Origin of the sequence: Streptomyces smyrnaeus, from assembly GCF_017676345.1 — a bacterium.
GTDB lineage: Bacteria > Actinomycetota > Actinomycetes > Streptomycetales > Streptomycetaceae > Streptomyces > Streptomyces smyrnaeus.
Map to the genome: position 1 here is coordinate 1 of NZ_JAFFZM010000008.1, position 23986 is coordinate 23986.

General features: G+C 71.5%; 18 protein-coding genes. 6 read left to right on the top strand and 12 right to left on the bottom strand.

The annotated features are described in order from the left end of the window. Window positions 1–308: 308 nt before the first annotated feature. Window positions 309–1316 (bottom strand): stage II sporulation protein M, encoded by a 1008-nt coding sequence (locus tag JW613_RS14535; RefSeq protein WP_209211249.1) that lies wholly within the window; start codon window positions 1314–1316, stop codon window positions 309–311. A 93-nt stretch (window positions 1317–1409) separates the two neighbouring features. Here JW613_RS14535 and JW613_RS14540 point away from each other — a divergent pair, with 93 nt between their 5' ends. Beyond that, complete coding sequence (locus JW613_RS14540) at window positions 1410–2252, top strand: RDD family protein (protein WP_209211250.1); 843 nt, start codon at window positions 1410–1412, stop codon at window positions 2250–2252. Between the two features lie 40 nt (window positions 2253–2292). On the opposite strand, the gene JW613_RS14545 is transcribed toward JW613_RS14540, so the two are convergent. Beyond that, window positions 2293–2907: a hypothetical protein gene (locus tag JW613_RS14545; protein WP_209211251.1), complete on the bottom strand. Its 615-nt coding sequence runs from the start codon at window positions 2905–2907 to the stop codon at window positions 2293–2295. Window positions 2908–3092: 185 nt separating this feature from the next. Beyond that, a complete protein-coding gene (ahcY, locus tag JW613_RS14550) occupies window positions 3093–4553 on the bottom strand; it encodes an adenosylhomocysteinase (RefSeq protein ID WP_099881570.1) in 1461 nt (486 codons plus the stop codon). Window positions 4554–4949: 396 nt separating this feature from the next. On the opposite strand from ahcY, the gene JW613_RS14555 reads away from it, so the two are divergent. Beyond that, the gene (locus JW613_RS14555; RefSeq protein ID WP_209211252.1) at window positions 4950–7211 is read left to right on the top strand and encodes a fructose-specific PTS transporter subunit EIIC; all 2262 of its coding nucleotides are present in this window, start codon (window positions 4950–4952) and stop codon (window positions 7209–7211) included. 116 nt (window positions 7212–7327) lie between these two features. Here JW613_RS14555 and JW613_RS14560 read toward each other — a convergent pair whose 3' ends face one another. The 6 genes from JW613_RS14560 to JW613_RS14585 all read right to left on the bottom strand — a co-directional run bounded on the left by JW613_RS14560 (window position 7328) and on the right by JW613_RS14585 (window position 13251). Continuing rightward, window positions 7328–8296: a cation diffusion facilitator family transporter gene (locus tag JW613_RS14560; RefSeq protein WP_209211253.1), complete on the bottom strand. Its 969-nt coding sequence runs from the start codon at window positions 8294–8296 to the stop codon at window positions 7328–7330. A 38-nt stretch (window positions 8297–8334) separates the two neighbouring features. Further along, entirely contained in the window at window positions 8335–9567 is a 1233-nt protein-coding gene (gene manA, locus JW613_RS14565) for a mannose-6-phosphate isomerase, class I (RefSeq protein WP_209211254.1), read from the bottom strand. Between the two features lie 66 nt (window positions 9568–9633). Further along, on the bottom strand, window positions 9634–10953 hold the full coding sequence (locus JW613_RS14570) for an SIS domain-containing protein (RefSeq protein ID WP_209211255.1): 1320 nt from the start codon (window positions 10951–10953) through the stop codon (window positions 9634–9636). A gap of 117 nt (window positions 10954–11070) precedes the next feature. After that, window positions 11071–11244 carry a Trm112 family protein gene (locus tag JW613_RS14575; protein ID WP_099881579.1) on the bottom strand — a complete coding sequence of 58 codons (174 nt, stop codon included), beginning with the start codon at window positions 11242–11244 and terminating at the stop codon, window positions 11071–11073. 90 nt (window positions 11245–11334) lie between these two features. After that, window positions 11335–12720 (bottom strand): phosphomannomutase/phosphoglucomutase, encoded by a 1386-nt coding sequence (locus JW613_RS14580; protein ID WP_209211256.1) that lies wholly within the window; start codon window positions 12718–12720, stop codon window positions 11335–11337. An 84-nt stretch (window positions 12721–12804) separates the two neighbouring features. Then, window positions 12805–13251, bottom strand: coding sequence for a DUF3499 domain-containing protein (locus tag JW613_RS14585; RefSeq protein WP_099881583.1), 447 nt, complete (start codon window positions 13249–13251; stop codon window positions 12805–12807). A 289-nt stretch (window positions 13252–13540) separates the two neighbouring features. On the opposite strand from JW613_RS14585, the gene JW613_RS14590 reads away from it, so the two are divergent. Further along, a complete protein-coding gene (locus JW613_RS14590; RefSeq protein WP_209211257.1) occupies window positions 13541–13990 on the top strand; it encodes a metallopeptidase family protein in 450 nt (149 codons plus the stop codon). Between the two features lie 49 nt (window positions 13991–14039). Here the strand turns inward: JW613_RS14590 and JW613_RS14595 are convergent, their stop codons facing one another. From JW613_RS14595 to JW613_RS14605, 3 genes are all read right to left on the bottom strand, one after another. Continuing rightward, the gene (locus tag JW613_RS14595) at window positions 14040–15641 is read right to left on the bottom strand and encodes a DUF5719 family protein (protein ID WP_209211258.1); all 1602 of its coding nucleotides are present in this window, start codon (window positions 15639–15641) and stop codon (window positions 14040–14042) included. Then, entirely contained in the window at window positions 15638–19507 is a 3870-nt protein-coding gene (locus tag JW613_RS14600; protein ID WP_209211259.1) for a glycosyltransferase family 2 protein, read from the bottom strand. The genes JW613_RS14595 and JW613_RS14600 overlap by 4 nt, the downstream gene beginning before the upstream one ends. Before the next feature lie 281 nt (window positions 19508–19788). Further along, window positions 19789–20052 carry a WhiB family transcriptional regulator gene (locus JW613_RS14605; RefSeq protein ID WP_004952403.1) on the bottom strand — a complete coding sequence of 88 codons (264 nt, stop codon included), beginning with the start codon at window positions 20050–20052 and terminating at the stop codon, window positions 19789–19791. A gap of 831 nt (window positions 20053–20883) precedes the next feature. On the opposite strand from JW613_RS14605, the gene JW613_RS14610 reads away from it, so the two are divergent. The 3 genes from JW613_RS14610 to JW613_RS14620 all read left to right on the top strand — a co-directional run bounded on the left by JW613_RS14610 (window position 20884) and on the right by JW613_RS14620 (window position 23980). Next, window positions 20884–21384, top strand: coding sequence for a cysteine dioxygenase (locus JW613_RS14610; protein WP_209211260.1), 501 nt, complete (start codon window positions 20884–20886; stop codon window positions 21382–21384). A 71-nt stretch (window positions 21385–21455) separates the two neighbouring features. Next, window positions 21456–22460, top strand: a complete 1005-nt coding sequence (gene cofD, locus JW613_RS14615) for a 2-phospho-L-lactate transferase (protein ID WP_209211261.1) — start codon at window positions 21456–21458, stop codon at window positions 22458–22460. A 149-nt stretch (window positions 22461–22609) separates the two neighbouring features. After that, a complete protein-coding gene (locus JW613_RS14620) occupies window positions 22610–23980 on the top strand; it encodes a coenzyme F420-0:L-glutamate ligase (RefSeq protein WP_307865915.1) in 1371 nt (456 codons plus the stop codon). Window positions 23981–23986 lie beyond the last annotated feature (6 nt).

The following is a 23986-nucleotide window of genomic DNA, read 5'->3' on the forward strand; positions in this document are numbered from 1 at the left end:
CTTTTGGCACGCTGTTGAGTTCTCAAGGAACGGACGCTTCCTTCGAAACCATCTCACTGGTTTCTCCGGACGTTTGCCCTTTCGGTGTCTCCGACTCTATCAGATCGAATCTGCCTCGAGTTTCGGAGTGCTTCTCGCGCAGAATTCCGTTGCCGGATTTCTTTGCTCGAAGCGGAGAAGAATCTAACTGCTGCTGCCGAGCTTGTCCAACTCTAGGCAACTGTTCGAATCTACTGCCCATGGTTCACCGCGTCAACGGTTTTCCGGGGCGGAGAGGACAGTAGCAGGTTCCCTGCGGTCCGCGCACATCATGCGGCAGTCGGCACCTCGGCCGAGCGGTCCGACACGGCGATGTCACCGGTTTCGCCCACCTTGGCCGCTCGTCGGCCCACCACATGGACGTAGGCGAGGAAGAGCAGCTCCGCCAGGATCCCGATGAGCACACGTGCCCAGGTGGGCAGGCCGGAAGGGGTCACGAACGCTTCGATGACGCCGGAGACCAGCAGGACGGCTGCCAGACCGAGGGCCATGCCGACGGCGGCGCGCCCCTCTTGGGCCAGCGCCGTGCGTCGGCTTCGCGGGCCCGGGTCGATGACTGTCCAGCCGAGGCGCAGTCCGGTCCCCGCTGCCACGAAGACGGCCGTCAGTTCGAGCAGCCCGTGCGGGAGCAGCAGGCCGAGAAAAGTGTCGAGTCGGCCGGCGGAGCCCATGAGACCGATGCCGACACCAAGATTGAGGACGTTCTGGAAGAGGACCCAGAGCACCGGGAGGCCGAGGAAGGCTCCGAAGACGAGACAGATGGCGGCGGCCTGGGCGTTGTTCGTCCAGACCTGGGCCGCGAAGGACGTCGCGGGATGGCTCGAGTAGTACGCCTCGTACTGGCCACCTGGCCGGGTCATCTCGCGCAACTCTTCCGGAGCTCCGATGGTGGCGCGGACTTCCGGATGCGTAGCCACCCACCAGGCGATGAGGGCGGCCAGGACGGTGGACAGGAGTGCGGTGGGGACCCACCAGTTGCGGGAGCGGTAGACAGCGGCGGGGAAGCCCGCTGTGAAGAAGTGCGCGACATCGCGCCATGAGGCGGTGCGTGCTCCGGTGACCGTACTGCGGGCGCGGGCGACGAGGCGGGTGAGGCGGTCGGTGATCGCTGGGTCCGGAGCAGTCGACTGGACCTGGGACAGGTGTGTGGCGGCGCGCTGGTAGAGCGTGACGAGCTCGTCCACTTCCGCTCCGGAGAGGTGACGGTGGCGGCGCAGCAGTTCGTCCAACCGGTCCCACTCGGCGCGGTGGGCCGAGACGAAGACATCCAGGTCCATGGAGAGAGCTTGGCAGATCGTCGTACTGGAAGACTGGGCCCGAGGATGAAGTGTCAGGTGCCAGGCGACACGGGCCGGGGACTGGGGTGTGGGATGAGTGAGCTGGTCACAGGGGATGGTGTCGTGCTCGGGCTGCGTCCGGCGCGGCTGCCGAGCAGAGCGTTGGCCATCTGTGTGGACCTGCTGCTGGCCTGGGGCATCTATCTGGCTTTGTCTCTCGCACTGCTCACCGCCGTGTCCTCTCTTGATGTGGCTGCATTGGCGGCTGTCCAGGTGGGGCTCTTCCTCCTGGTCCTCGTCGGGGTGCCGATCGCTGTCGAGACGCTCACCGGCGGGCGCTCGGTGGGGAAGATGGCAGCGGGGCTGCGGGTCGTCAGGGACGACGGTGGGCCGATCCGGTTCCGGCATGCACTGGTGCGGGGAGCGCTGGGCGTGGTGGAGATCCAGTTGTTGTTCGGACTGGTGGCCTGTGTGACGTCGCTGGTCTCCGAGCGGGGGCGTCGGCTGGGAGATGTGTTCGCCGGGACGCTGGTGGTCCGAGAGCGCCTTCCGGCGGCTCAGGAGATGTTCGTGCCGCCTCCACCGCAGTGGCTGGGCGAGCAGTTCGCGGAGCTGGATCTGTCGCGTGTTCCGGACTCGCTGTGGCTCGCGGTACGGCAGTTCCTGCTGCGGGCGGGGCAGTTGGACCCGGCCGTCCGTCACACGATGGGCGAGCAATTGGCCGATGACGTCAGGGCGTGGGTCGGGACATCGGCCCCGTACGGGACACCCGCCGCCGACTATCTGGCGGGGGTTGTGGCGGAACGTCGGCGGCGGGAAGCGCAGCACGCCTTCCCCGCGCCCGGGGCGGCTCCCTCATTGCCCGGTACGCCGGTCCCCGAGGAGGACGGGGGTGGGCCACCTCCGCCGGCCACGGGCTTCGTGCCGCCCACGTGAGTCTCCGGAGCGGGTCGGCAGTCTCGGAGCGGGTCGGCCGTCAACCGAACGTCGACGGTGGTGTTTCAAGATCCTCCAGCTCGATGCCGGGGGCTGCGAGGACGACGTCGCCGGCGAGGTGCACGGCGTGCTGCTCCCCCGTCTCCAGGTCGTTGACCTGGTAGTTCTCCACGACGAGGGAGCCGTTGTCGGTGGCGTGTGTTTCTCTGTTCAGCAGCGCCCAGGACTGGTCGAGAGTGCGGGGGGCGAGGACGGGGGGTGTGAACGCGACGAGGCGGACGCGAGTGGCCCGGTCACCGGGAGCCGGGCGCAGCAGCCGCGAGGTCGCGACGAGGAACGCGGGGGATGCCCCGGTGAAGGAATGGGCGGCGACGTTGCCCTCCTGGGCCTGCTCACCCGTGGGGTCCGAGCGCACCCAGGTGACGCCGTCCAGTGCGGCGCCACGGACCTGCCAGTTCGCGGCGTGGAGTTCGAGCCGGATGGGGCGGCCGAGCTCGTCGAGGGTGAGGTCGACGGAGCCCGCGTGCTCGCCCGAGGGGGTGGTGAGCTGGGAGAAGTAGCGCCAACCGGAGGGGCCGGTGGCGCAGTGGAAGTGCTCTTCGCCGAGGAAGGTGTGGTCGTGCGGATCGTGAAGCGAGTATCGGCCGCGGGGCATGGGCGAGGTCCGGAGTCGGTGCGGTGACGGGCAGGCCCCCGCCGGGGCGGGGGCCTGGGACCGTGCTGCCTCCCGGCCGACCCGGCGGGCTGTGCCGCCGAGCTCGGCGCGGGCAGGTCAGAGACGGAGCGTCATGAACGGGTCGCTACCTGGACCGGTAGCGGGATCACTGGTCGCTGTCCGGCTCAGTAGCGGTAGTGGTCCGGCTTGTACGGGCCCTCGACCGGGACGCCGATGTAGGCCGCCTGCTCCGGGCGGAGGGTGGTCAGCTTGGCGCCGAGTGCCTCCAGGTGGAGACGGGCGACCTTCTCGTCGAGGTGCTTGGGCAGCACATAGACGTCGGTCGGGTACGACTCGGGCTTGGTGAACAGCTCGATCTGGGCGATCGTCTGGTCTGCGAAGCTGTTGGACATCACGAACGAGGGGTGCCCGGTGGCGTTGCCCAGGTTCAGCAGGCGGCCCTCGGACAGGACGATGATGGTCTTGCCGTCCGGGAAGGTCCAGGTGTGGACCTGCGGCTTGACCTCGTCCTTGACGATGCCCTCGATGGCGGCGAGACCGGCCATGTCGATCTCGTTGTCGAAGTGGCCGATGTTGCCGACGATGGCCTGGTGCTTCATCTTGGCCATGTCCGAGGCCATGATGATGTCCTTGTTGCCGGTGGTGGTGACGAAGATGTCGACGGTGTCGACCACGTCGTCCAGGGTCACCACCTGGTAGCCGTCCATCGCCGCCTGCAGGGCGCAGATCGGGTCGATCTCGGTGATCAGGACACGGGCGCCCTGGCCGCGCAGGGACTCGGCGCAGCCCTTGCCCACGTCGCCGTAGCCGCAGACGAGAGCGGTCTTGCCGCCGATGAGGACATCCGTGGCGCGGTTGATGCCGTCGATCAGGGAGTGGCGGCAGCCGTACTTGTTGTCGAACTTCGACTTGGTGACGGCGTCGTTGACGTTGATGGCCGGGAAGAGCAGGGTGCCGGCCTGGTGCATCTCGTAGAGACGGTGCACGCCGGTGGTGGTCTCCTCGGTGACGCCGCGGATCTCGGAGGAGAGCTGCGTCCACTTCTGCGGGTTCTCGCCGAGGGTGCGGTTGAGGAGCTGGAGGATGACGCGGTGCTCGTCGTTCTCGGCGGTGTCCACCGAGGGCGCGGCGCCGGCCTTCTCGTACTCGACGCCCTTGTGGACGAGGAGGGTGGCGTCACCGCCGTCGTCGAGGATCATGTTCGGGCCGCCGGTGGTGGCGTTCGGCCAGGTGAGGGCCTGCTCCGTGCACCACCAGTACTCCTCCAGGGTCTCGCCCTTCCAGGCGAAGACCGGGACGCCCTGCGGGTTGTCCGGGGTGCCGTTGGGGCCGACGGCGACGGCCGCGGCGGCGTGGTCCTGGGTGGAGAAGATGTTGCAGGAGGCCCAGCGGACCTCTGCTCCCAGGGCGACCAGCGTTTCGATGAGCACGGCCGTCTGCACGGTCATGTGCAGGGAGCCGGTGATGCGGGCGCCCGCCAGGGGCTGATCCGCGGCGTATTCCTTGCGGATCGCCATCAGGCCGGGCATCTCATGCTCGGCCAGCGTGATCTCCTTGCGGCCGAAGGCCGCCAGCGAGAGGTCCGCGACCTTGAAGTCCTGGCCGGTCGTGGAGGTCGTCGTCATTGCGAGCTGCTCCTCGGTGTCGAGATATAAGGCTGGCTGGTCCGTGCTGCGGCGCGGGACGGTGTGGTGCCGGTCGCGCGGAGGCGCACATCGTCGCCGGGCACACTCGTCCCCTGCTCGCAGCTCAGTCCGTCGGAGGCCCTCTCTCCCTCGGTGGCCCGCGGTACGGGCCTCCCGACCGCCATCAGCAGCGACGTCTGGCTCTACGAATCTACACCGCCCGTCCAGGGGACCGGACGGGCGGCGGTGACAGCAAGTGCGCCTCGGGGTCGGTTTTCGGCCGCTTGCTTTTTTGGCCGTCCGGCTGGTTCGGTGCACCCTGCGGCCTCTGCGACTGCGACTGCGATGGCGCGAGAACGCATCCCTCCACACACTGGCCGAGCTAGGAGTTCCCACGTGACCAGTCCTGCCGATCCCCGTGACGGAGCGGCTCCCCCGGCCGAGCCGGGGCTGAAACTGCTCGCCGTGACGGCGTGTCCCACCGGTATCGCTCATACGTACATGGCCGCGGAAAAACTGACCCAGGCCGCACAGGCCCGTGGTATCGCCATGAAGGTGGAGACCCAGGGCTCCATCGGGGCTGAGAACGTCCTCTCCGACAACGATGTCAATGCCGCGGACGGTGTGATCGTCGCCGCCGACAAGGACGTGGATCTCAGCCGGTTCGGGGGCAAGCGGGTGCTGGTCGTCGGAGTGGCCGACGGCATCAGCGACCCGGACGGCCTCCTCGACCGCGTACGCCGAGCGCCCGTCCACCAGGGCGGTGCGGTCTTCGACGCGGCCGACGGCGGCCGGGGCGACGGCAGCGGCGCGGACGGCGGCGGCCCGGAAGGCGGCACAGGTGGTGCCGGCACGGGCGGCGCCGGGGCGGGCGGCGGACTCCAGGGTCCGGCGGGGGCCAAGGGACGCGAGCGCAGCGTCGGCTACAAGGCGCTGATGAACGGCGTCTCGTACATGATCCCGTTCGTGGTCGTCGGCGGTCTGCTGATCGCCCTCTCGCTCGCCCTCGGCGGGCATCCACAGGCCGACGGCGGTCTGGTGATACCCGACGGGAGCTTCTGGAAGCACGTCAACGACATCGGCACCATCGGGTTCACGCTGATGGTGCCGATCCTCTCCGGCTACATCGCCTACGCGATCGGCGACCGGCCCGCCCTGGTACCCGGCATGATCGGCGGCTGGATCGCGAACACGGGCGAGCTGTACGACTCCAAGTCGGGTGCCGGCTTCATCGGCGCGATCGTGACCGGGTTCCTGGCGGGGTATCTCGTCCGCTGGATCAAGCTGGTGCCGGTCTCCCGGTTCGTGCGGCCGATCATGCCGATCATCGTGATTCCGATCGTGGCGACCTCCGCGCTCGGGCTGTTCTTCATCTACATCATCGGGAAGCCGATCTCCTGGGTCTTCGAGAACCTGACCGACTTCCTGGGCAGCATGACGGGTACCAGTGCCGCCCTGCTGGGCGTAGTGCTCGGACTGATGATCGCGTTCGACATGGGCGGCCCGGTCAACAAGACCGCGTTCCTGTTCGGGACCGGGCTGGTGTCCAAGAGCCCCGAGGTGATGGGCATGTGCGCGGCGGCCATCCCGGTGCCGCCGCTGGGACAGGGCCTGGCGACACTGCTGCGCCGCCGGTTCTACTCCGACCAGGAGCGGGAGACCGGCCTGGCCGCGCTGTTCATGGGCTTCTTCGGCATCACGGAGGGCGCCATCCCGTTCGCCGCCGCGCGGCCGGCCACGGTGATTCCGGCGAACATGCTCGGTGGCGCCGTCGCGGGCGGCATCGCCGGGCTCGCCGCGGTCGGTGACAACGTGCCGCACGGCGGGCCGATCGTGGCGGTGCTGGGCGCGATCGACGGAGTGGCGCTGTTCTTCGTGGCGCTACTGGTGGGCACGGCGGTCACCGGGCTGACCACGGCCGGACTGGTGACGGTGGGGGCGCGCCGTGCTGCGGAGCGTACGAAGGAACAGGACGCCCCCGTGGCCGCCGACGCCCGAGGCGCCGCGGCCACCACCGAGGCGACCGGCGCGCAGGGCAGCGACTCCGGTTCGTCGGCCGAGGAGCCCGTCGTACCGCCTCAGGCCGCCCCTGCCGAACCGGCGACGACCGGGCTCGAGGAGACGAGCACCGGGGCTGAAGAGAAAGCCACCGGGGCTGAGGAGGAAACCGCCGGGGTCGAGGGGAAAGCCGCCGGGGCGGCCGGAGTGCTGTCGGGGTACCTCACGGTGGACACCGTCAGCGAGCAGTTGGCAGCGGACGACAAGGAAGCCGGTATCCGGGAGATGGCCGCGCTGTTGGACCGCAGCGGCAAGGTCACCGACAGCGCGGCGCTCGTACGGGCCGCGCTCGCCCGGGAGGAGCAGGGCACGACGGGGCTCGGCGAGGAGATCGCGATTCCGCACGCCAAGACGGACGCGGTCACGGCTCCGGTCGTCGGGTTCGCACGGTCGGCCGAGGGCATCGAGTGGGGCGCGCTGGACGGGACGAAGGCACGGCTAGTGTTCATGATCGCCGTGCCCGAGGCCGCTGCGGGTGACGAGCATCTGCGCATCCTGGCGCTGCTGTCCCGCAAGCTGATGGACCCGGCGTTCCGCACCCGGCTGCTGGAGGCCCCCGGCAAGGAGGCGGTGCTGGACGCGCTCGCCGAGATCGAGTGACGGCCCCGGGCCGGTCGGGCGGCTGAGCCCACAGCGTGACGAGGGCCCGCCCCGGGATTCCGGGGCGGGCCCTCGTCACGCTGTGGCCGTACGCGGCAGCGGGTGGCCGCTCGCGGTCAGGCGCGCGGCCCGGTCACGTCCGACGGCTCCGAGACCGACTCGCCCTCGGTCTCCTGCGCACGGTAGATGTCCGGCTCCAGATAGATGACCCGGGCGATCGGCACGGCTTCGCGGACGCGCCCCTCGGCGGCGTCGATGGCGTCGGCGATCTGTACGGCCGTGTCGTCGTGCTGGACGGCGACCTTGGCGGCCACCAGGAGCTCTTCCGGACCGAGGTGCAGGGTGCGCATGTGGATGACGCGGGTGACGGTCTCACCGTCGACGAGTGCGGCGTTGATCTTGTCGCGTTCGGCCGGGTCGGCGGACTCGCCCAGCAGCAGCGACTTGGTCTCCACGGCCAGCACCAGTGCGATGACGACGAGCAGCGCACCGATGCACATGGTGCCCACGCCGTCCCAGACGCCGTTGCCCGTCAGCAGCGCCACTCCGACGCCGCCGAGGGCGAGGAAGAGGCCGACGAGCGCACCGAGGTCCTCCAGCAGGACGACGGGCAGTTCCGGCGCCTTGGCGCGGCGGACGAACTGGCCCCAGCTGAGCTTGCCGCGGACCTGGTTGGACTCCTGGATGGCGGTCCGGAAGGAGAACGTCTCGGCGATGATGGCGAAGACCAGAACGCCGACCGGCCAGTACCAGTGCTCGACTTCGTGTGGGTGAGCGATCTTCTCGTAACCCTCGTACAGGGCGAAGACGCCACCGACGGTGAACAGGACGATGGAGACCAGGAAGCCGTAGATGTAGCGTTCGCGGCCGTAGCCGAAGGGGTGTTCCTCGCTGGCCGCCTTCTTGGCCTTCTTCCCGCCGAGCAGGAGGAGCGCCTGGTTTCCGGAGTCGGCGACGGAGTGGACGCCTTCCGCCAGCATCGAGGCCGAGCCGCTGAAGCCGGCTGCGACGAACTTGGCGACGGCGATGGCCAGGTTGGCGCCCAGCGCGGCGACGATCGCCTTTGTTCCGCCTGATGCACTCACGAGTCCCGGATCCTTCCTGCTGCTGTGCGACCGTCCGGTCAGACGGCCACTGTGGCGCGGAAGAGCGTACCGTCCCCCGAGATCCGGACCGGCTCTCCTGCCGGAACGTACGCGGATTGTCCGGGGGCGAGGTCGATGTCCGCCGCACCGCCTTCGGCAGCACCGTCGGCGCCGCCCTCCGTGCGGCGCCGACCGGCTTCCTGTCCGCCGTGCAGGACGACTGCTCCCTCGGTGCACAGCAGGATCTGCGCGGCGGACGCGTGCAGGGTGTGCGGTGCGGCGCCGGGTACGAGGACGAAACGGGAGAGGCGGAACTCGCCGACGGGCGTCTCGTAGATCTCCTCGCCGGTCGCCTCGTCGGCCTCGGGGCGCAGGATGCCTGGTTCCGCCGGCTCGAAGCGGACGATGCGCAGCAGTTCGGGCACGTCCACGTGCTTGGGCGTCAGGCCGCAGCGCAGCACGTTGTCGGAGTTGGCCATGATCTCGACGCCGAGGCCGCCGAGGTAGGCGTGCGGGACGCCCGCGGCCAGGTACAGCGCCTCGCCGGGGCGCAGCACGACGTGGTTGAGGAGCATCGCGGCCAGTACCCCGGGGTCGCCCGGGTAGTGGTGTGCGATGTCCGCGTACACCGCGTACTCGGAGCGCTCGGACGCCGCCTCGGCGGCTTCGGCGACCGTGGCGGCCATCGCGTCCTTGTCGGCCGTCAGAAGAGCCGTCAGGACCTCGCGCAGCGCCTCGCTCTCGGGGCGGGCGCGCAGGATGTCCACGTACGGCTTGAGGCCGTCGACGCCGAGCCCCTCCAGCAACGCAGCGGCCTCCTGCGGGTGCCGGAAGCCGCACAGCCCCTCGAACGGGGTGAGGGCGCAGACGAGTTCGGGCTTGTGGCTGTCGTCCTTGTAGTTGCGCTCGGCCGCGTCCAACGGGATGCCGCGCGCCTCCTCGTCGGCGTAACCCTGGACCGCCTGCGTGCTGTCGGGGTGCACCTGGAGGGAGAGCGGGGCGGCGGCTGCGAGCAGCTTCAGCAGGAACGGCAGTCGGGGCCCGAAAGTGCGCACTGTCGGGACGCCCAGTTCGCGCTCCGGGTCGGCGGCGATCACCTCGGACAGCGGGAGCGGGCCGGTGCCCCTGTCGATGCGGGACGGTGCGCCGGGGTGGGCGCCCATCCACAGCTCGGCCTGGGGCTGACCGGTGGGCTTCTCACCGAGCAGTTCCGGGAGGGCGGTGGTGGAACCCCAGGCGTACGGCCTGACGGTGTTCTCCAGACGGTCCATGAGGTGCGCTGTTCCTGTCGTGCTCAGAGGGCCTGTGCGAAGTACGGGGTACTGGGTACGGGGTGGTCACGCCCAAGGGGAGTCGCTGTCGGCGAGCGTGAGGTAAACGGCGCAGAAATCGGCGGTGGCGATCAGCTCGGCCGCGGCCTCCAGCGCGCTGCTGCCCTCGGCCGGTTCCAGCTCGCTGAGTGCCGCCTCGTGCGCGTAGGCCAGGTCGCGGGCGGCCACGGTCGCGGACTCGCCGCCGGGCGCCGCCTCGCGCAGCAGGACGACCCGGGCACGCGTCGTCTCCGGTTCCTCGACCCGGTCGCGGAAGAAGTCGTCCGGGTCGGAGCCCGGCGCGAAGGGCCCGGCCAGCAGTGCGCCGTGTGCCGACATGGCCTCGGGCAGTTCGGCCGGGAGGGCGGGCCGGCCGCAGAGCGCTGCCAGCACGGCGGACCAGTGGCGGGCGGCGGCACCCGCGATGGCGCCCTCGCTCCACAGCAGCGGTACCGCGCCGGACAGTTCGACGGCCAGGGTCTTGCCGGGGTTGCTGTAGGGCGGGATGGCGGGGCCGCAGCGTTCGGCGATCTCGTCCAGCCGGTCGGCGAGCGCGGTGAGGGCCGACGGGCCGGTCTGCGTCAGTCCGAGGCGGTCGCACAGCAGCAACAGCGGGGTGAGCAGCGCCCACAGGGTGCCGGGGACGTCGACGGGCCGCCCGGCCGGGGTTCCGGCGCCCCGCCGCCCCTCCCGGTCGCCGTCCCGGTCACCTTCCTGGTCGACGCCGCCGTTCACGCCGCCTTCGCCGCCGAGGCCGCTTCCCCCGTCGAAGCCGTCCGAGCCGGGTGGGGCGGCGGCAGCGTCCACGTCCAGCGGGTGCGCGGGGACGTCCGGCGAGGGGTAGACCTGGTACGGGCCGGGCGCCAGCGGTACGGCCAGGCCCCGCGTCTCACCGAGCGCGTCGACGAGCGGCGCGCCCTGCGGGGTGACGGCGACGACGGTGCAGCCGCGGCGGTACGCCTGGTCGACCAGGGCGATGAGGCCGGGCTCGGTGCCGTCCGGGGTGACGAGCAGCAGCAGATCGAGCGGCCCCGCCCAGCCGGGCAGCGACCAGCGCAGCGCACCGGTGGCCGCCAGGGCGCCGGAGGGACGCAGCCCGGTGACGGGCACCGCTCCGTTGGTGAGGGCGCCGAGCAGATCGGTGGCACAGGCGGTCGCCGGACCCGGCCCGGCGACCAGGAGCGCGCGGGGCCGGCCCTCGGGCTGGAGCTTGTCCAAGCCCGCCTCGGCGGCCTGGCGCACCCCCGTGCGAACGCGTGCTCCGGCCTGTGCGGCGCCACGCAGCAAGCCGCGTACGTCGGCACGGGCCAGAGCCTCGGGGGTGTCGAGGAGCGTCTCGTCGAGCATCTTCCGTGGCCTCCGATCGGCTTCCGGTGCTGCGGGTACGCCTGCTGGTCGGGCCTGCTGGGCGTACGGCGCGTGCAGCGCGTCCCGGCGGGAGCGCTGGGGCTCAGCCGTACCGGCTCAGGCGGGTCGGCGTGCCTCGTCCACCAGGAGCACCGGGATGCCGTCGCGCACCGGGTACACCAGGCCGCACTCCGCCTCCGAGGTGCACAGCAGCTCGTCGCCCTCCTCGCGCAGCGGCGCGTGGCACGCCGGACAGGCGAGGATCTCAAGAAGTCCGGCTTCGAGCGGCATGTGTTCCTCCTGGTGCGGTGCGCGGCAGCTGTGTGCTGACTGTGCGGTCAGGGTACCGCCGGGGGCGGCCGACGGTACCCGGGGCGGCCGTCAGACCGCGGAGGTGGGCTCCTCCTCCGCCCGGACGATGGCCAGCACCTCGTCGCGGACGCGCTCGACGGTGGCGGTGTCGCGGGCCTCCACGTTCAGCCTGAGCAGCGGTTCGGTGTTGGAGGGGCGGAGGTTGAACCACCAGTTGACGCCGGTGACGGTGAGTCCGTCGAGCTCGTCCAGTGTGACGCCCTCACGGCCGGCGAAGGCCGCCTTGACGGCTGCTGTGCGGTTGAACTGGTCGCGAACGGTGCTGTTGATCTCTCCGGAGGAGGCGTAGCGGTCGTAGCGGGCGACCAGCTGGGAGAGGGTGCCGTCCTGCCTGCCGAGCGCGGCCAGCACATGCAGCGCGGCGAGCATGCCGGTGTCGGCGTTCCAGAAGTCGCGGAAGTAGTAGTGGGCCGAGTGTTCGCCGCCGAAGATGGCGCCGGTCCTGGCCATCTCCTGCTTGATGAAGGAGTGGCCGACGCGGGTGCGGACGGGCAGGCCACCGCTCTCCCTGATGACCTCCGGCACGGACCAGGAGGTGATGAGGTTGTGGATCACCGTGGAGCCGGGCTCCTTGGCCAGCTCGCGGGAGGCGACCAGCGCGGTGATCGCGGACGGGGAGACCGGGTCGCCGTTCTCGTCCACGACGAAGCAGCGGTCGGCGTCTCCGTCGAAGGCCAGACCGATGTCGGCGCCGACCTCGCGCACCCGCTGCTGGAGGTCGACGAGGTTCTTGGGATCGAGCGGGTTGGCCTCGTGGTTGGGGAACGTGCCGTCCAGCTCGAAGTACATCTGGTGCAGTTCGACCGGCAGCCCGGCCAGCACGAAGGGGACGGTCAGACCGCCCATGCCGTTGCCGGCGTCGACCACGACCTTGAGCGGGCGGCTGTCCGTCAGATCGACCAGGGAGTGCAGATGCGCCGCGTACTCCTCCAGCATGTCCCGCTGGGTGACGCTGCCTTGCGGCTTGTCCGCCGCCGGAGCGCCGCCCGCGTCGCTCCACCGTTCCACCAGGGAGCGGATCTCGGCCAGCCCGGTCTCCTCGCCCACCGGAGTGGCACCGGCGCGGCACATCTTGATGCCGTTGTACCGGGCGGGGTTGTGGCTGGCGGTGAACATCGCGCCCGGCAGATCGAGTTTGCCGCTGGCGAAGTAGAGCTCGTCGGTGGAGCACAGGCCGATCTCGGTGACGTCGGCGCCCTGGCCGGACGCGCCCCGTCCGAACGCCCGGACGAGGCCGGGCGAGGAGGGCCGCATGTCGTGTCCGACGACGACGGCCGAGGCCCCGGTGACGCGGACGAACGCGGCGCCGAAGAGCTCGGCCGTCGTCTCGTCCCACTGGTCCGGAACCACACCGCGCACGTCGTACGCCTTCACGATCTGAGACAGATCAGCCACGGCCAGCCTCTCCTGGGTCGTCGGTCGGCAACGGTCCCAAATCTACCCGCGCGGGTGAGGGCTGCGGTGCGGCAGCACGGTGGGCTACGGCTCCGGGGACCGCAGGACCCTCAGATGGCCGCGCCGGGCGACCTCCATCGGATCGGCGTCGCGCCCGCCGGGGCCCCTGAGCCGGTCCTTGGGGCCCGGGTCCGGCGGCTCGGGGCGCGGTGTCCTGGCCGCCTCACGGACGGCGTTGGCGAGGGCTTCGAGGTCGTCACTGCTGGGCCGGGCCGCGGCCGTGTCGACGGCCAGCCTGACCACCTCCCAGCCGCGGGGCGCCGTGAGCCGCTCGGAGTGCTCGGCGCACAGGTCGTAGCAGTGCGGCTCGGCGTAGGTGGCGAGGGGCCCCAGGACGGCGGTGGAGTCCGCGTAGACGTACGTGAGCGTCGCGACGGCGGGACGACCGCAAGCGGTGCGCGAACAGCGACGTACAGGGCTCACGACGTTGGACCGTACCGCACTCTTGAGCGGGCTGCGACGACTCTCCATGACGTCACCCTGCCGTGTCGTCCGCGTTCGCCGGAAACGCCTGATCTGCTGAAAGGTGTGCGCGTCGAGCGGGCGAGCGCCCCTTGGCCGACGACCGGCGGACACGGTCCGATCATCAAGCGTTCGCTATTCACCTGATTACGGTCATTTCCCACCCTCCGTTCCATCAAAAAGGGTGATCAGAGCGGCAGAAAGAGCAAAGAGGCTTCATGCGTTGATATGCGCGAGATGCTCCGCGCCCGCCCGTCGTGCCCCGCGTGCGACCTGCGGCGGGCTAGGCTCGGACGTGATGGACAGCCCCGTACCGCCGCGCCGGGCCGACGCCCGGCCGCGCCGCCGAGACCGCCACGGCCGTGGCATGCGCGGCCCCATCGCCCCTCCCCAAGTGCCGCTCGCCATCAGCCGGGCGGAGGCGTTCGACGATCTGGTGCGAGATTCGGTGACCCGGCTGGAGAGGCACTGGCCGCAGCTGGCCACCGTCGAGTTCGCCGTCCAGGAAGTGCCCCGGTCGGACAACGGCGAGGTGCGCGAGGGCGACGACGCCGTGCCGCTCGGCCGGGTCACCGAGGGCGGCGGCGAGCACCCGGACCGTGTGATCGTCTTCCGGCGCCCGGTGGAGATCCGCAGCAGGAGCAGGGACGAGCGGGCCCTGCTCGTGCACGAGGTCGTGGTCGAGCAGGTGGCCGAACTGCTCGGGCTGGCGCCGGAGTCCGTCGACCCACGGTACGGGCAGGACTGACCGGGCGCCCGTGCCACCGGTGGGCACGAGCGCCTGGCACACGTGCGGCTCAGTTCTCGTCGTTCAGCACCGAAAGATCCTGCTCCGACCCGGGGACCGCGACCGTGCTCCTGTCGTCCGGAAGCGTCTGCACGGTGAAGGCCGGAAGTCCGGACTGTTCGTCCTCCAGCGTGCGGGAGGCGTACAGCGGGCCGCCCGAAAGCCGCTCCACCGTCACCGCGTAGGTGCCCTTGCTGCCGGTGGGCCGCGGTGGGGTGAACGCTTTGGTGGTGTGGGCCTTGACCGTGACGGTGGTGCTCTTGGGGCTGCCGCCGTCGCTGCCCGGCGAAGCGGTCACCCGAACCTTCACCCCGGTCTCCGGAGCGGTCAGCGCCAGGGTGGAGCCGGTCGCCGTGTTGCCCGCGGCAGTGGCCCGCTTGTGCACCGGCGCCGTCGCGGGGATGAACGCCGTCTCCTGCTTGTCGCCCTTGCCGCGCAGGACCCGCGCCGCCGCCACCACGTCGGGGGCGTCGGCGCCGCCCTCGGCCGGGGAGAGCACCAGCGAGCCGGCCTCGCCCTTGGTGAGGTCCTTGAGGTCGACGGTGGTGACCATGCCCGCCTTCACATGGAGGGACTCATGGCCCGCCGGACTGATCAGCCCGTTCCGCCCCGCGAGCTTCACCTTGAGGTCGGCGTCCTCGTCCCCGGGGGCGAAGACGGACAGCCGGACGGAGCTCGCGTCCTCGGGGATGCCGGGCAGCACCAGGCGGGGGCTCGGGGCGGTTGCGGGCGGCAGCCAGTCGCCGCCCAATTCGCGGTCGGACGCCTGTACTTGCGCGCCCACCCGGCCGGACCGCGCGGTGACGCGCAGCGTCACATTGGTGACCGGTTCGGCGGTCAGGGTGGACAGCAGGACCGGGACGGTGGAGTGCGGCGGAACGGTGATGGCCTCTCCGGCGCCCGCACCGGCCTTCTCCTTGCCCTTCTTGCCGTACACGTCCAGATCGACGACCGCGCTGGTGCTGTCCGGGTTGGTGAGGTGGACGTAGTCCTGTCGGTCCTCGGCCGTGCTGGCGCCGGGGAACCAGAACGAGGTGTCGGGTGCCGTGCAGGAGGTGCCCTGCAGACCGCGGCCCGCGCCGGCGCCGATACTCGTGGTCTGCTGCACCGTCCAGCCGGGCGCGAAGGGGCCGTCTGCCGTGCCGGTCAGCGCGGGCGCCTTCGGGTCCTGCGTGTCAGCGGTCACGGGCGTGCCAGGGCTGCTGAGACGCAGGAAGGGCTTTCCGCTCCCCTTGTCGCCCTTCTCGCCGCCCTTGTCGTCCTTGCCGTCCTTCTCCCCCTTGCCTTCCTTGTCATTCTTGTCTTTCTCGCCCCCCTCGTCGTCGGGGCTCTGCGGCGTGCCCGTCTCGACGAGCTCGGCGGGGTACAGCGCAGCGCTGCCCTTCTTGCCGGTGCCGCCCTTGGGCGTGAACGCCTCGTAGGAGGTCTCCGCGACATCGGAGGCACTCGGCCGCGGGCAGACCAGTGTGGAGCGCTCCACGGGCTTGTGAGCGGCCGGCTTGGCGCTCTCCCCGCCCTGCGCCGCCTCGTCCGGGGCGGAGAGTGCGGCGACCCCGGTCACCGCGGCGAGCGCGACAGCGACGGCGCCGAAGCTGAGGACTGTGCGGTTCACTGCTGCTCGCTCCCGTTGCCGTTGCCGTACCTGCTGTCGTAGCCGTCGGGCTGGCGCGCCCCTGTGCCCTCGTAGCCCTGCTGGTAGCCGTAGGGGTCGGCATGCTGCTGGGCCGCGTACTGCTGGGCCTGCCACTCCTCGTAGGAGACCTGCTGCTGGTACGCGTCGTACGTGGACTGCGGGTCGTACGCGGACTGCGGGTCGTAGGGCGGCTGCTGGTACGGCTGCTGCTGATACGACTGCTGGTCGTACTGCTGCGGCTCGTACTGCTGGTCGTACTGCTGCTGGTCGAACTGCTGGCCGTACTGCTGGTCGTACGACTGCTGCTGCGGAACCTGGCCGTAGGTCGGCCGGCCGTAGGCGTCGTAGGCCGGCTGCTCGTACGGCCCCTGGCCGTGCCCCTGCCCGCCGGCGTCGTACGGCTGCTGCTGCGGGACGTAGGGCTGCTGACCGTAGGGGTCGTGGTCCGGCTGTGCGGGCACGTCCTGCGGGGAGGGCGGCGCCTGCGGCGGCACCGGCTCCTGCGGGGACTGCTCGGGCGGCGCCTGGGCGGCCTCGGCGGCAGCGCGGAGCCTGCGGGCCCTGCGGCCGTCACCGGCGGCGGACAGGTCGGGTTCCACCGGGGCGTCCGGGAGGTCGTCGTCCACGTCGCGCCGACGGCCCGGCAGTGCCAGGACGAGGACGACCAGCAGGAGGAAGCCCTGCGTCCAGACCCAGACCGTGTGGGTGAGCGGGGTCTCGTGGCCGAGGTCCAGCTTGCCGCCCTCGGCGGGCAGTTCGAAGCCCTGCGCCCAGCCGTCGACCGTGACGCTCTTGAGCGGGCTGCCGTCGAGCGTGGCCTGCCAACCGCTGTCGGCCCGGTCCGCGAGCCGCAGCACCCGACCCGACGGGCCGGACGGCAGTGTCGCGTGCGACTCCACCGGACCGGCGGGAACGGCGACCGGGGCGGTCACCGCACCGCCCGCGCCGTCCTCCTGCTCACCGGGGACGATGGAGACGCGGGAGACCTGACGGTCGACGCGCCACAGTGCGCTGCCGTCCGCCTGGCTGAGCCGGGTCAGGCCCGGCGTCGCGTCCAGGGTGCGGCTCGTCTCGCGTGAGGCGCCGTCGCGCAGCAGGACGTACCGGACGGCGTAACCGCCCAGTTGGCTGGACTGATCGGCGCCGGAGCCCGCGACGAGGTTGGAGACCACGTCGTCCAGACGCGTGTCGTCCCCGTCGGCCGCCGCGAGTTCGGCGTCCCCCAGCCGGGCGCCGGAGCCGCGCGCCAGCGTGTAGGTGACGTTCGAGGCGCCCTCGGGCTGGTCGAGCACCAGGGTGCGGGCCTGGTCGCTGGTGGTGCTCTCCTCCGCGACGAAGGCCGGCACCTGCACCGGGTCGCGCCGCGAGAGCGGTCCGTCGGCGCCGCGCACCATCCAGCCGGCGGCGGCCACCAGCGGTGCCAGTACACAGGCTGCGGCGATCAGTGCGGCCACGGGCTGCCGCCAGCCGAAGCTCTGTGCCGCGACGCGTTCCTTGGCGCCCTCGGCACCTACGGCGGCGGCGCACAGCAGCGCGAGGCCGTAGACGAGCGTGGCGGGCCCGGCCCAGGCGGAACCGTTGGACAGTGCCGCCGCCAGCAGTCCGGCCAGTGCGGCGACCCATGCGGACCGTACGGCCAGCTGGCGCTCGGTGCGCAGCAGTGCCGCGAGTCCGGCCGACACCAGGCCGACCAGGAACAGCCCGTCCGTCGTGCCGGGGCCACCGGGCGAGAGGGTCAGCAGATCGAGGGCGGAGGCCGCACCCGTGCCGTACTCCAGGCCCGCCTCGGAGAAGAACTGGTCGGGCTGGGTGAACAGCGACAGCGACCAGGGCGCGAGCAGCACCAGTGGTGTCACCAGGACGGCGGCCTGCCGGGCCAGGAGCGCACCGAGGGAGGCGCCTTCCGCCCGGCGCACCGCGAGCACCGCGAGTGCCAGCACGGCGGCGAGCGGCCACACGACAGGGGTGAATGCCATGGTGAGGGTCAGCAGCAGCGCGTACGCCCACGCCGAACGCCAGCCGCTCTTTCCGCGCAGCCCGCCGGCCGCCACCGCGGCGCGTGCCAGCAGGGGCAGCAGTACGGCGAGCACGGCGGTGCCGATGCGGCCCTGGGCGAGTGCACCGGTGGCGGCGGGCAGGAAGGCGTAGGCGACGCTTCCCCAGGCGCGCAGCAGACGGGAGTCGACCAGCGGCCGGGAGGCGAAGTAGGCGGTGACACCGGCGAGCGGGACCGAGCACACCAGCAGCAGCGTCAGCGCCAGGCCCGTGCTGCCGAACAGCAGCGTGGCGAACGTGGCGAGGACGGCCAGATAGGGCGGCGCCGACTCGGTGCCGCCCGTGCCGACCGGATGCCAGCCCTCCGCGTACCGTGCCCACAGGCCCGACACGCCGTCAGGGGCGGGCAGCAGCGCGCCTCCGGCCAGGGAGCCACCGCCGAGCAGTGCCCGGCAGGCCACCAGGGAGACGACGAGCAGTACGGCGAACAGGACGGGACCCGGCTTGTGCGCGAGCCGTTTGAGGCGCGCGAACTGTTCGACCTCCAGGAAGTCCGCGTCCTCGTCCCCCGGGCCGGATTCGACGGCGCCGTGCCGGCCTCCGGCGGACGAATCGGGCTCGGAGCGGCCGGTGAAATTGCTGGTGACCTGTTCCAGGGTGGCCCGCAGGGTGGCTCCGGGCGGCGGGAAGAGGGGGCGCAGCTCCTTGTGCGTCACGGCGGGTCTGCCCCGCCTGCGGCGTGCGGTCAGGACGCTTCCGCCGCGCAGCAGGGTGCCGGACAGTCCGGCGATCTCGTCCAGAGCCTGTCCGGGGACCTTGCCGACGAGGTAGGCGAGGGTGCGCAGCAGTGTGCCGACGACGAGGCGCAGCAGTACCCATGGCAGCAGTGCGCCCGGCATGTTGGCGAGCAGTGTGTAGACGGCACCCGCCTTGTCGACCCGGTGCGGGCTGGCGCCGCGGCTGGCGCGGCCGACGCAGTCGACGGGGCGGCGTTCCCGTGAGGCCGCCTCGGCGTGCCGCATCACGGCTTCCGGCGCGGTCAGCACCCGGTGCCCGGCGGCCTGGGCGCGCCAGCACAGGTCGATGTCGTCGCGCATCAGGGGGAGTCGGCGGTCGAACCCGCCGAGCTGGTCGAAGACGTCGCGGCGGATGAGCATGCCGGCGGTGGAGACGGCCAGTACCGGGCGCACCTGGTCGTGCTGGCCCTGGTCCTGCTCGCGGCGTTCGATGCCTGTCCAGCGCCGGCCGCTGTGGGCGATGGAGACCCCGGCCTCCAGCAGCTGCCGGTGGTCGTACCAGCTGCGCAGCTTGGGCCCGGTGACGGTGACCGACGGGTCGGCGTCGACGACGCGCAGCAGTTGCGCGAGGGTGTCCGGCTCAGGTGCGCAGTCGTCGTGCAGCAGCCACAGCCACTGCACCGGCTCTCCGTAGGGCAGTTCCGGCATGTCGTAGGCGTCGTCGCGCCAGGTGCGGTTGACCGGGTCCCAGCCGCTGGGCCGCTTGAGGTACGGCAGGTCGTCGGGGGTGAGCCAGCGCGCTGCGCGGGCGGCCTCCTCGACGGCGGTGCCGAAGCCGGTGCGTCGCGCCATGTGCAGCACGCGCTCGGCGCCGAGCGCTTCGGTCAGCAGCTGTGCCGAGTTGTCCGCGCTGCCGGTGTCGGCCGCGACGATGTTCTGGACCGGGCGGTTCTGCTCCAGCAGCCCGCTCAGCGCCTCGGGAAGCCAGCGGGCGCCGTCGTGGGCGACGATGACGGCGGTGACGACGTGCCGGGGGAACTCGGGCGGCTCCAAGGTGGCCAACCCTGCTGCGGCCGCTTCGTAGTGGGCCGCCATATGGCTGTGCACGGACATCGAGGTAGGGGCCCTCCCCGGGGTGCCGGGGCCTCGCGGCGGTGCCGCGGTCGGCTGCAAGCCCCCGGAAGACGCGTATCGGAGCGGTGAACGCACGCCCTTGGCAGGGTGGTGCGTCGCGGACGGCCCCACACTAACGGCTCGTCCTCACGGGTCCGGCGCTCCGTCGCAACTGTCCCGGGCGGGCTCCTGGTTGCCCGGTGAGCGGTGCGGGGGCACGGCTCGGGTTGCCGGGGCCGTGCTGAGCTGCGGCCGGCCGACCCTGTCCGGTAGGGACCAGGTCAGACAGCGGCTTTCTTCAGGCGGCGCCGTTCTCGTTCGGACAGGCCACCCCAAATACCGAAACGCTCGTCATTGGCGAGGGCGTATTCGAGGCATTCGGAGCGGACTTCACACGCAAGGCAGACTTTTTTCGCCTCGCGGGTGGATCCGCCCTTCTCGGGGAAGAACGACTCAGGGTCGGTCTGAGCGCACAAGGCGCGCTCCTGCCAGCCCAGCTCCTCGTCCGCCTCTTCGACGAGCAGTTGTTGGAACAGCTCGGTCATGTGCGCCCCTCGATCCGTCTCTTCGACCCCGTGATGCTGTCGTTATCGAACCCTCTTGAACGACACGAGTGAAATTACAAGTGTGCCGATCCGGGGCAGTCAAGCCGAGATCTGCTATTGAGCCCGTTATTCACCCGGCGGAACCAAGCCTTCGCAGTAAGTGTTCAAATCACTACGAAATATGACACTCGCGCCTGGAGCCGGGGCGTTTTGCCCGACTCCTGTATGCAGAACGCGATGACCTGCGATCACGTTCCGCACCACCGCCCGGATGGCCCTGATCACACTCTGATCACGGAAGTGCAACGGCGTACAGGCAGGTCTCGGGCGCCACCTCTCCCGCCCGGGACGGCACAAACCTTTCGCCAGCCATGGGGACCGGAAGGGATGAAACATTCACCACAAACGCGACAACAGGTTGACACCTGGGGCACGGGGGCGCTGTTCTGGAGCGCATGGCAGTGACCTCTGAGACCCGTACGACCCGCGGCCCCCTCGCCGCGCGGTCTGCCGGGGGTGCGCCCGTGCTCCCCCGCGCCGCCTCTCATGTCCTGGAGCCCCGCCGCTGTCGCTGTCCGCGTGGGTGTAACGCGCGCTGTTGCCGCTGAGGTCCGGCTCGTGCCGCTGTTGAGGACCGGCTCGGTCTGAGCCGGACGCCGGCAGTCCCGCCGTCGAGCACCCGCTCCGGCTGAACGTGTCGCGCGCCGCGTCCTTCCGTACCTCTCGACACGCCCGCCCCCGCCCTGTGCCGTGCCCGCTCCCCCACCGGAGCGGCCCCTCCCTGCTCCCGTCCGGCCCCCGGCCGGCCCTCCGACGAAGGCATCCCCGAACGTGAACAGCGACCTGGAAATCGCGGGCGACCTGCTCGCCATTCCGCATCTCCTCCCCCCGGCCCCCGCTCATCCCGTCACCGTCGCGGACTTCGCCGGGCTCATCCGCGAGCTCGCCGCCGACCGCGCCGCCTGGGCGCCGCTGGTGCGCTACGACCCGACCCTGCGCTGGTACCACCGGCTGCGCACCGGCCCCGGCTACGAGGTGTGGCTGCTCAGCTGGCTGCCCGGGCAGGGCAGTGGACGACACGACCACGGGCGTTCGTTCGGCGTGTTCGGCGTACTCGAGGGCGAGTTGACCGAACACGGCGAAGCCAAACGTGTGCTCGACGCCGGAACGGTGCGGGTCTTCGCTCCCGGATATGTGCACGAAGTGGTCAACGACGGGCTGGAACCCGTCGTGAGTGTGCACATCTACGCACCCGGGCTGACCGAGATGCCGCAGCACTGCTCCATCGGCCCCGCCACCACACGCGATGCCACCCACGAGGCCCTGGCCTGACGCCGTGCCACCCGTGCCGGGGCCACGGACCTGATGTCGGGGCCGAGCACCGGGCTGCGAGACTGGTGCCCATGCAGCGCATTGTGGTTCTGGCCGGGGGCATCGGCGGTGCCCGCTTTCTGCGCGGGCTCAGGTCCGCGGTGCCCGACGCGGAGATCACCGTCGTCGGCAACACCGGTGACGACATCCATCTGTTCGGCCTGAAGGTCTGTCCCGACCTCGACACCGTGATGTACACCCTGGGCGGGGGCATCCACGAGGAACAGGGCTGGGGCCGGGCCGAGGAGACCTTCACCGTGAAGGAGGAACTGGCCGCCTACGGCGTGGGCCCGGAGTGGTTCGGACTCGGCGACCGCGACTTCGCCACCCATATCGTCCGCACCCAGATGATCTCCGCGGGGTATCCGCTCAGCGCCGTCACCGAGGCACTGTGCGCGCGCTGGCAGCCCGGGGTGCGGCTGCTGCCGATGACGGACGACCGGGTCGAGACGCATGTGCTGATCGACGACCCGGACGCCGAGGACGGCCAGGGCGACACGGACACCGCGGGCGGCCGGGGCGGTCGCAAGGCGGTGCACTTCCAGGAGTACTGGGTGCGGCTGCGCGCCTCCGTGGACGCGCACGCCGTGGTGCCCGTCGGCGCCGACGCCGCGAAGCCGGCGCCGGGCGTCCTGGAGGCCATCGCCGAGGCGGACACCATTCTCTTCCCGCCGTCCAACCCGGTCGTCAGCGTCGGCACGATCCTTGCCGTGCCCGGCATCCGGGAGGCCATCGCCGACGCGGGCGTACCCGTCGTCGGCCTGTCGCCCATCGTCGGGGACGCACCGGTCCGGGGGATGGCGGACAAGGTGCTGTCGGCCGTCGGCGTCGAGACCACCGCTGCCGCGGTCGCCGCGCACTACGGCTCGGGGCTGCTGGACGGCTGGCTGGTCGACACCGTGGACGCGGGCGCCGTGCAGACCGTCGAGGAGGCGGGCATCCGCTGCCGTGCCGTTCCGCTGCTGATGCGCGACGAGGAGGCCACGGCCCAGATGGCGCGGCAGGCGCTGGAGCTGGCCGAGGAGGTACGGGCGTGACGGCGGCGGTGACCACGGGAACGACGGACCCGGCCGACACCCCGAAGGACCCGGCCGCCGGCCCCCCGGAGACGGCACGGAACGCGGAGCCGGCGCAGTACGCGGAGGCGGCGCAGTACGCGGAGGCGGCGCAGGGCAGCTCGTACGAGGTGTGGTCGCTGCCCGGTATCCCGGAGGTGCGGCCCGGCGACGACCTGGTCGAACTCATCCTGGCCGCCGCCGCTGCCCCCGGCGGACGAGGGCTGGTCGACGGTGATGTGCTGGTCGTCACCTCGAAGATCGTCAGCAAGGCCGAGGGCCGCATCGTGCAGGCGGACGACCGCGAGGCCGCCATCGACGCCGAGACCGTACGCGTCGTCGCCCGGCGCGGCGCCGCCCGCATCGTGGAGTCCCGGCACGGTTTCGTGATGGCGGCTGCCGGGGTCGACGCCTCCAACACCCCCAAGGGCACGGTGCTGCTGCTGCCCGAGGACCCGGACGCGGCGGCCCGGCAGGTGCGGGACGGGGTACGGAAGGCGCTCGGGCTCACCGTCGGCGTCGTCGTCACCGACACCTTCGGCCGGCCCTGGCGCGAGGGGCAGACCGATGTGGCGATCGGCGCCGCCGGGGTGCGGGTGCTGGACGATCTGCGCGGCAGTTTCGACATGTACGGCAATCCGCTGGGGGTGACCGTCACCGCCGTCGGGGACGAACTCGCGGCGGCCGGTGAGCTGGTCAAGGGCAAGGCGAGCGGGCTGCCGGTGTCGGTGGTGCGCGGACTGGCCCACCATGTGCTGCCCGCGGCGCGGCAGGGCCACGACCACGCGGACGGCGCGGCCCCCGACGGCGGCGCGGCCCCCGACGGCGGCGCGGCAGCCGACGGCGGCGGGGCGCGGGCGCTGGTGCGCGACGCCGCCAACGACATGTTCCGGCTGGGCACCTCGGAGGCCGTACGCGAGGCGGTGACCCTGCGGCGGACCGTACGGGAGTTCACCGCGGAGCCGGTGGACGGGCAGGCCGTACGGCGTGCGGTCGCCGCCGCGGTGACCGCGCCCGCCCCGCACCACACCACACCGTGGCGGTTCGTGCTGCTGGAGAGCGCCGAGTCCCGCACCCGGCTGCTGGACGCCATGCGGGACGCCTGGATCGAGGACCTGCGCGGCGACCGCAAGAGCGAACAGAGCATCGCCAAGCGGGTCAAGCGCGGCGACGTGCTGCGCAACGCCCCCTGCCTGGCCGTCCCCTGCCTGGTCATGGACGGCTCGCACACCTACCCAGACGAGCGCCGGAACGCGGCCGAGCGGGAGATGTTCGTGGTGGCGACGGGCGCGGGCATCCAGAACTTCCTCGTCGCGCTGGCCGGAGAGCGACTGGGCTCGGCGTGGATCTCCTCCACCATGTTCTGCCGCGAGGTGGTGCGCGAGGTGCTGGAGCTGCCGGCGGACTGGGACCCGATGGGGGCGGTCGCCATCGGCCACCCGGCGGCCCCGCCCCGGGAGCGCCCGGCGCGCTCCGCCGCCGACTTCGTCGTCGAGCGGTGAGCGGGA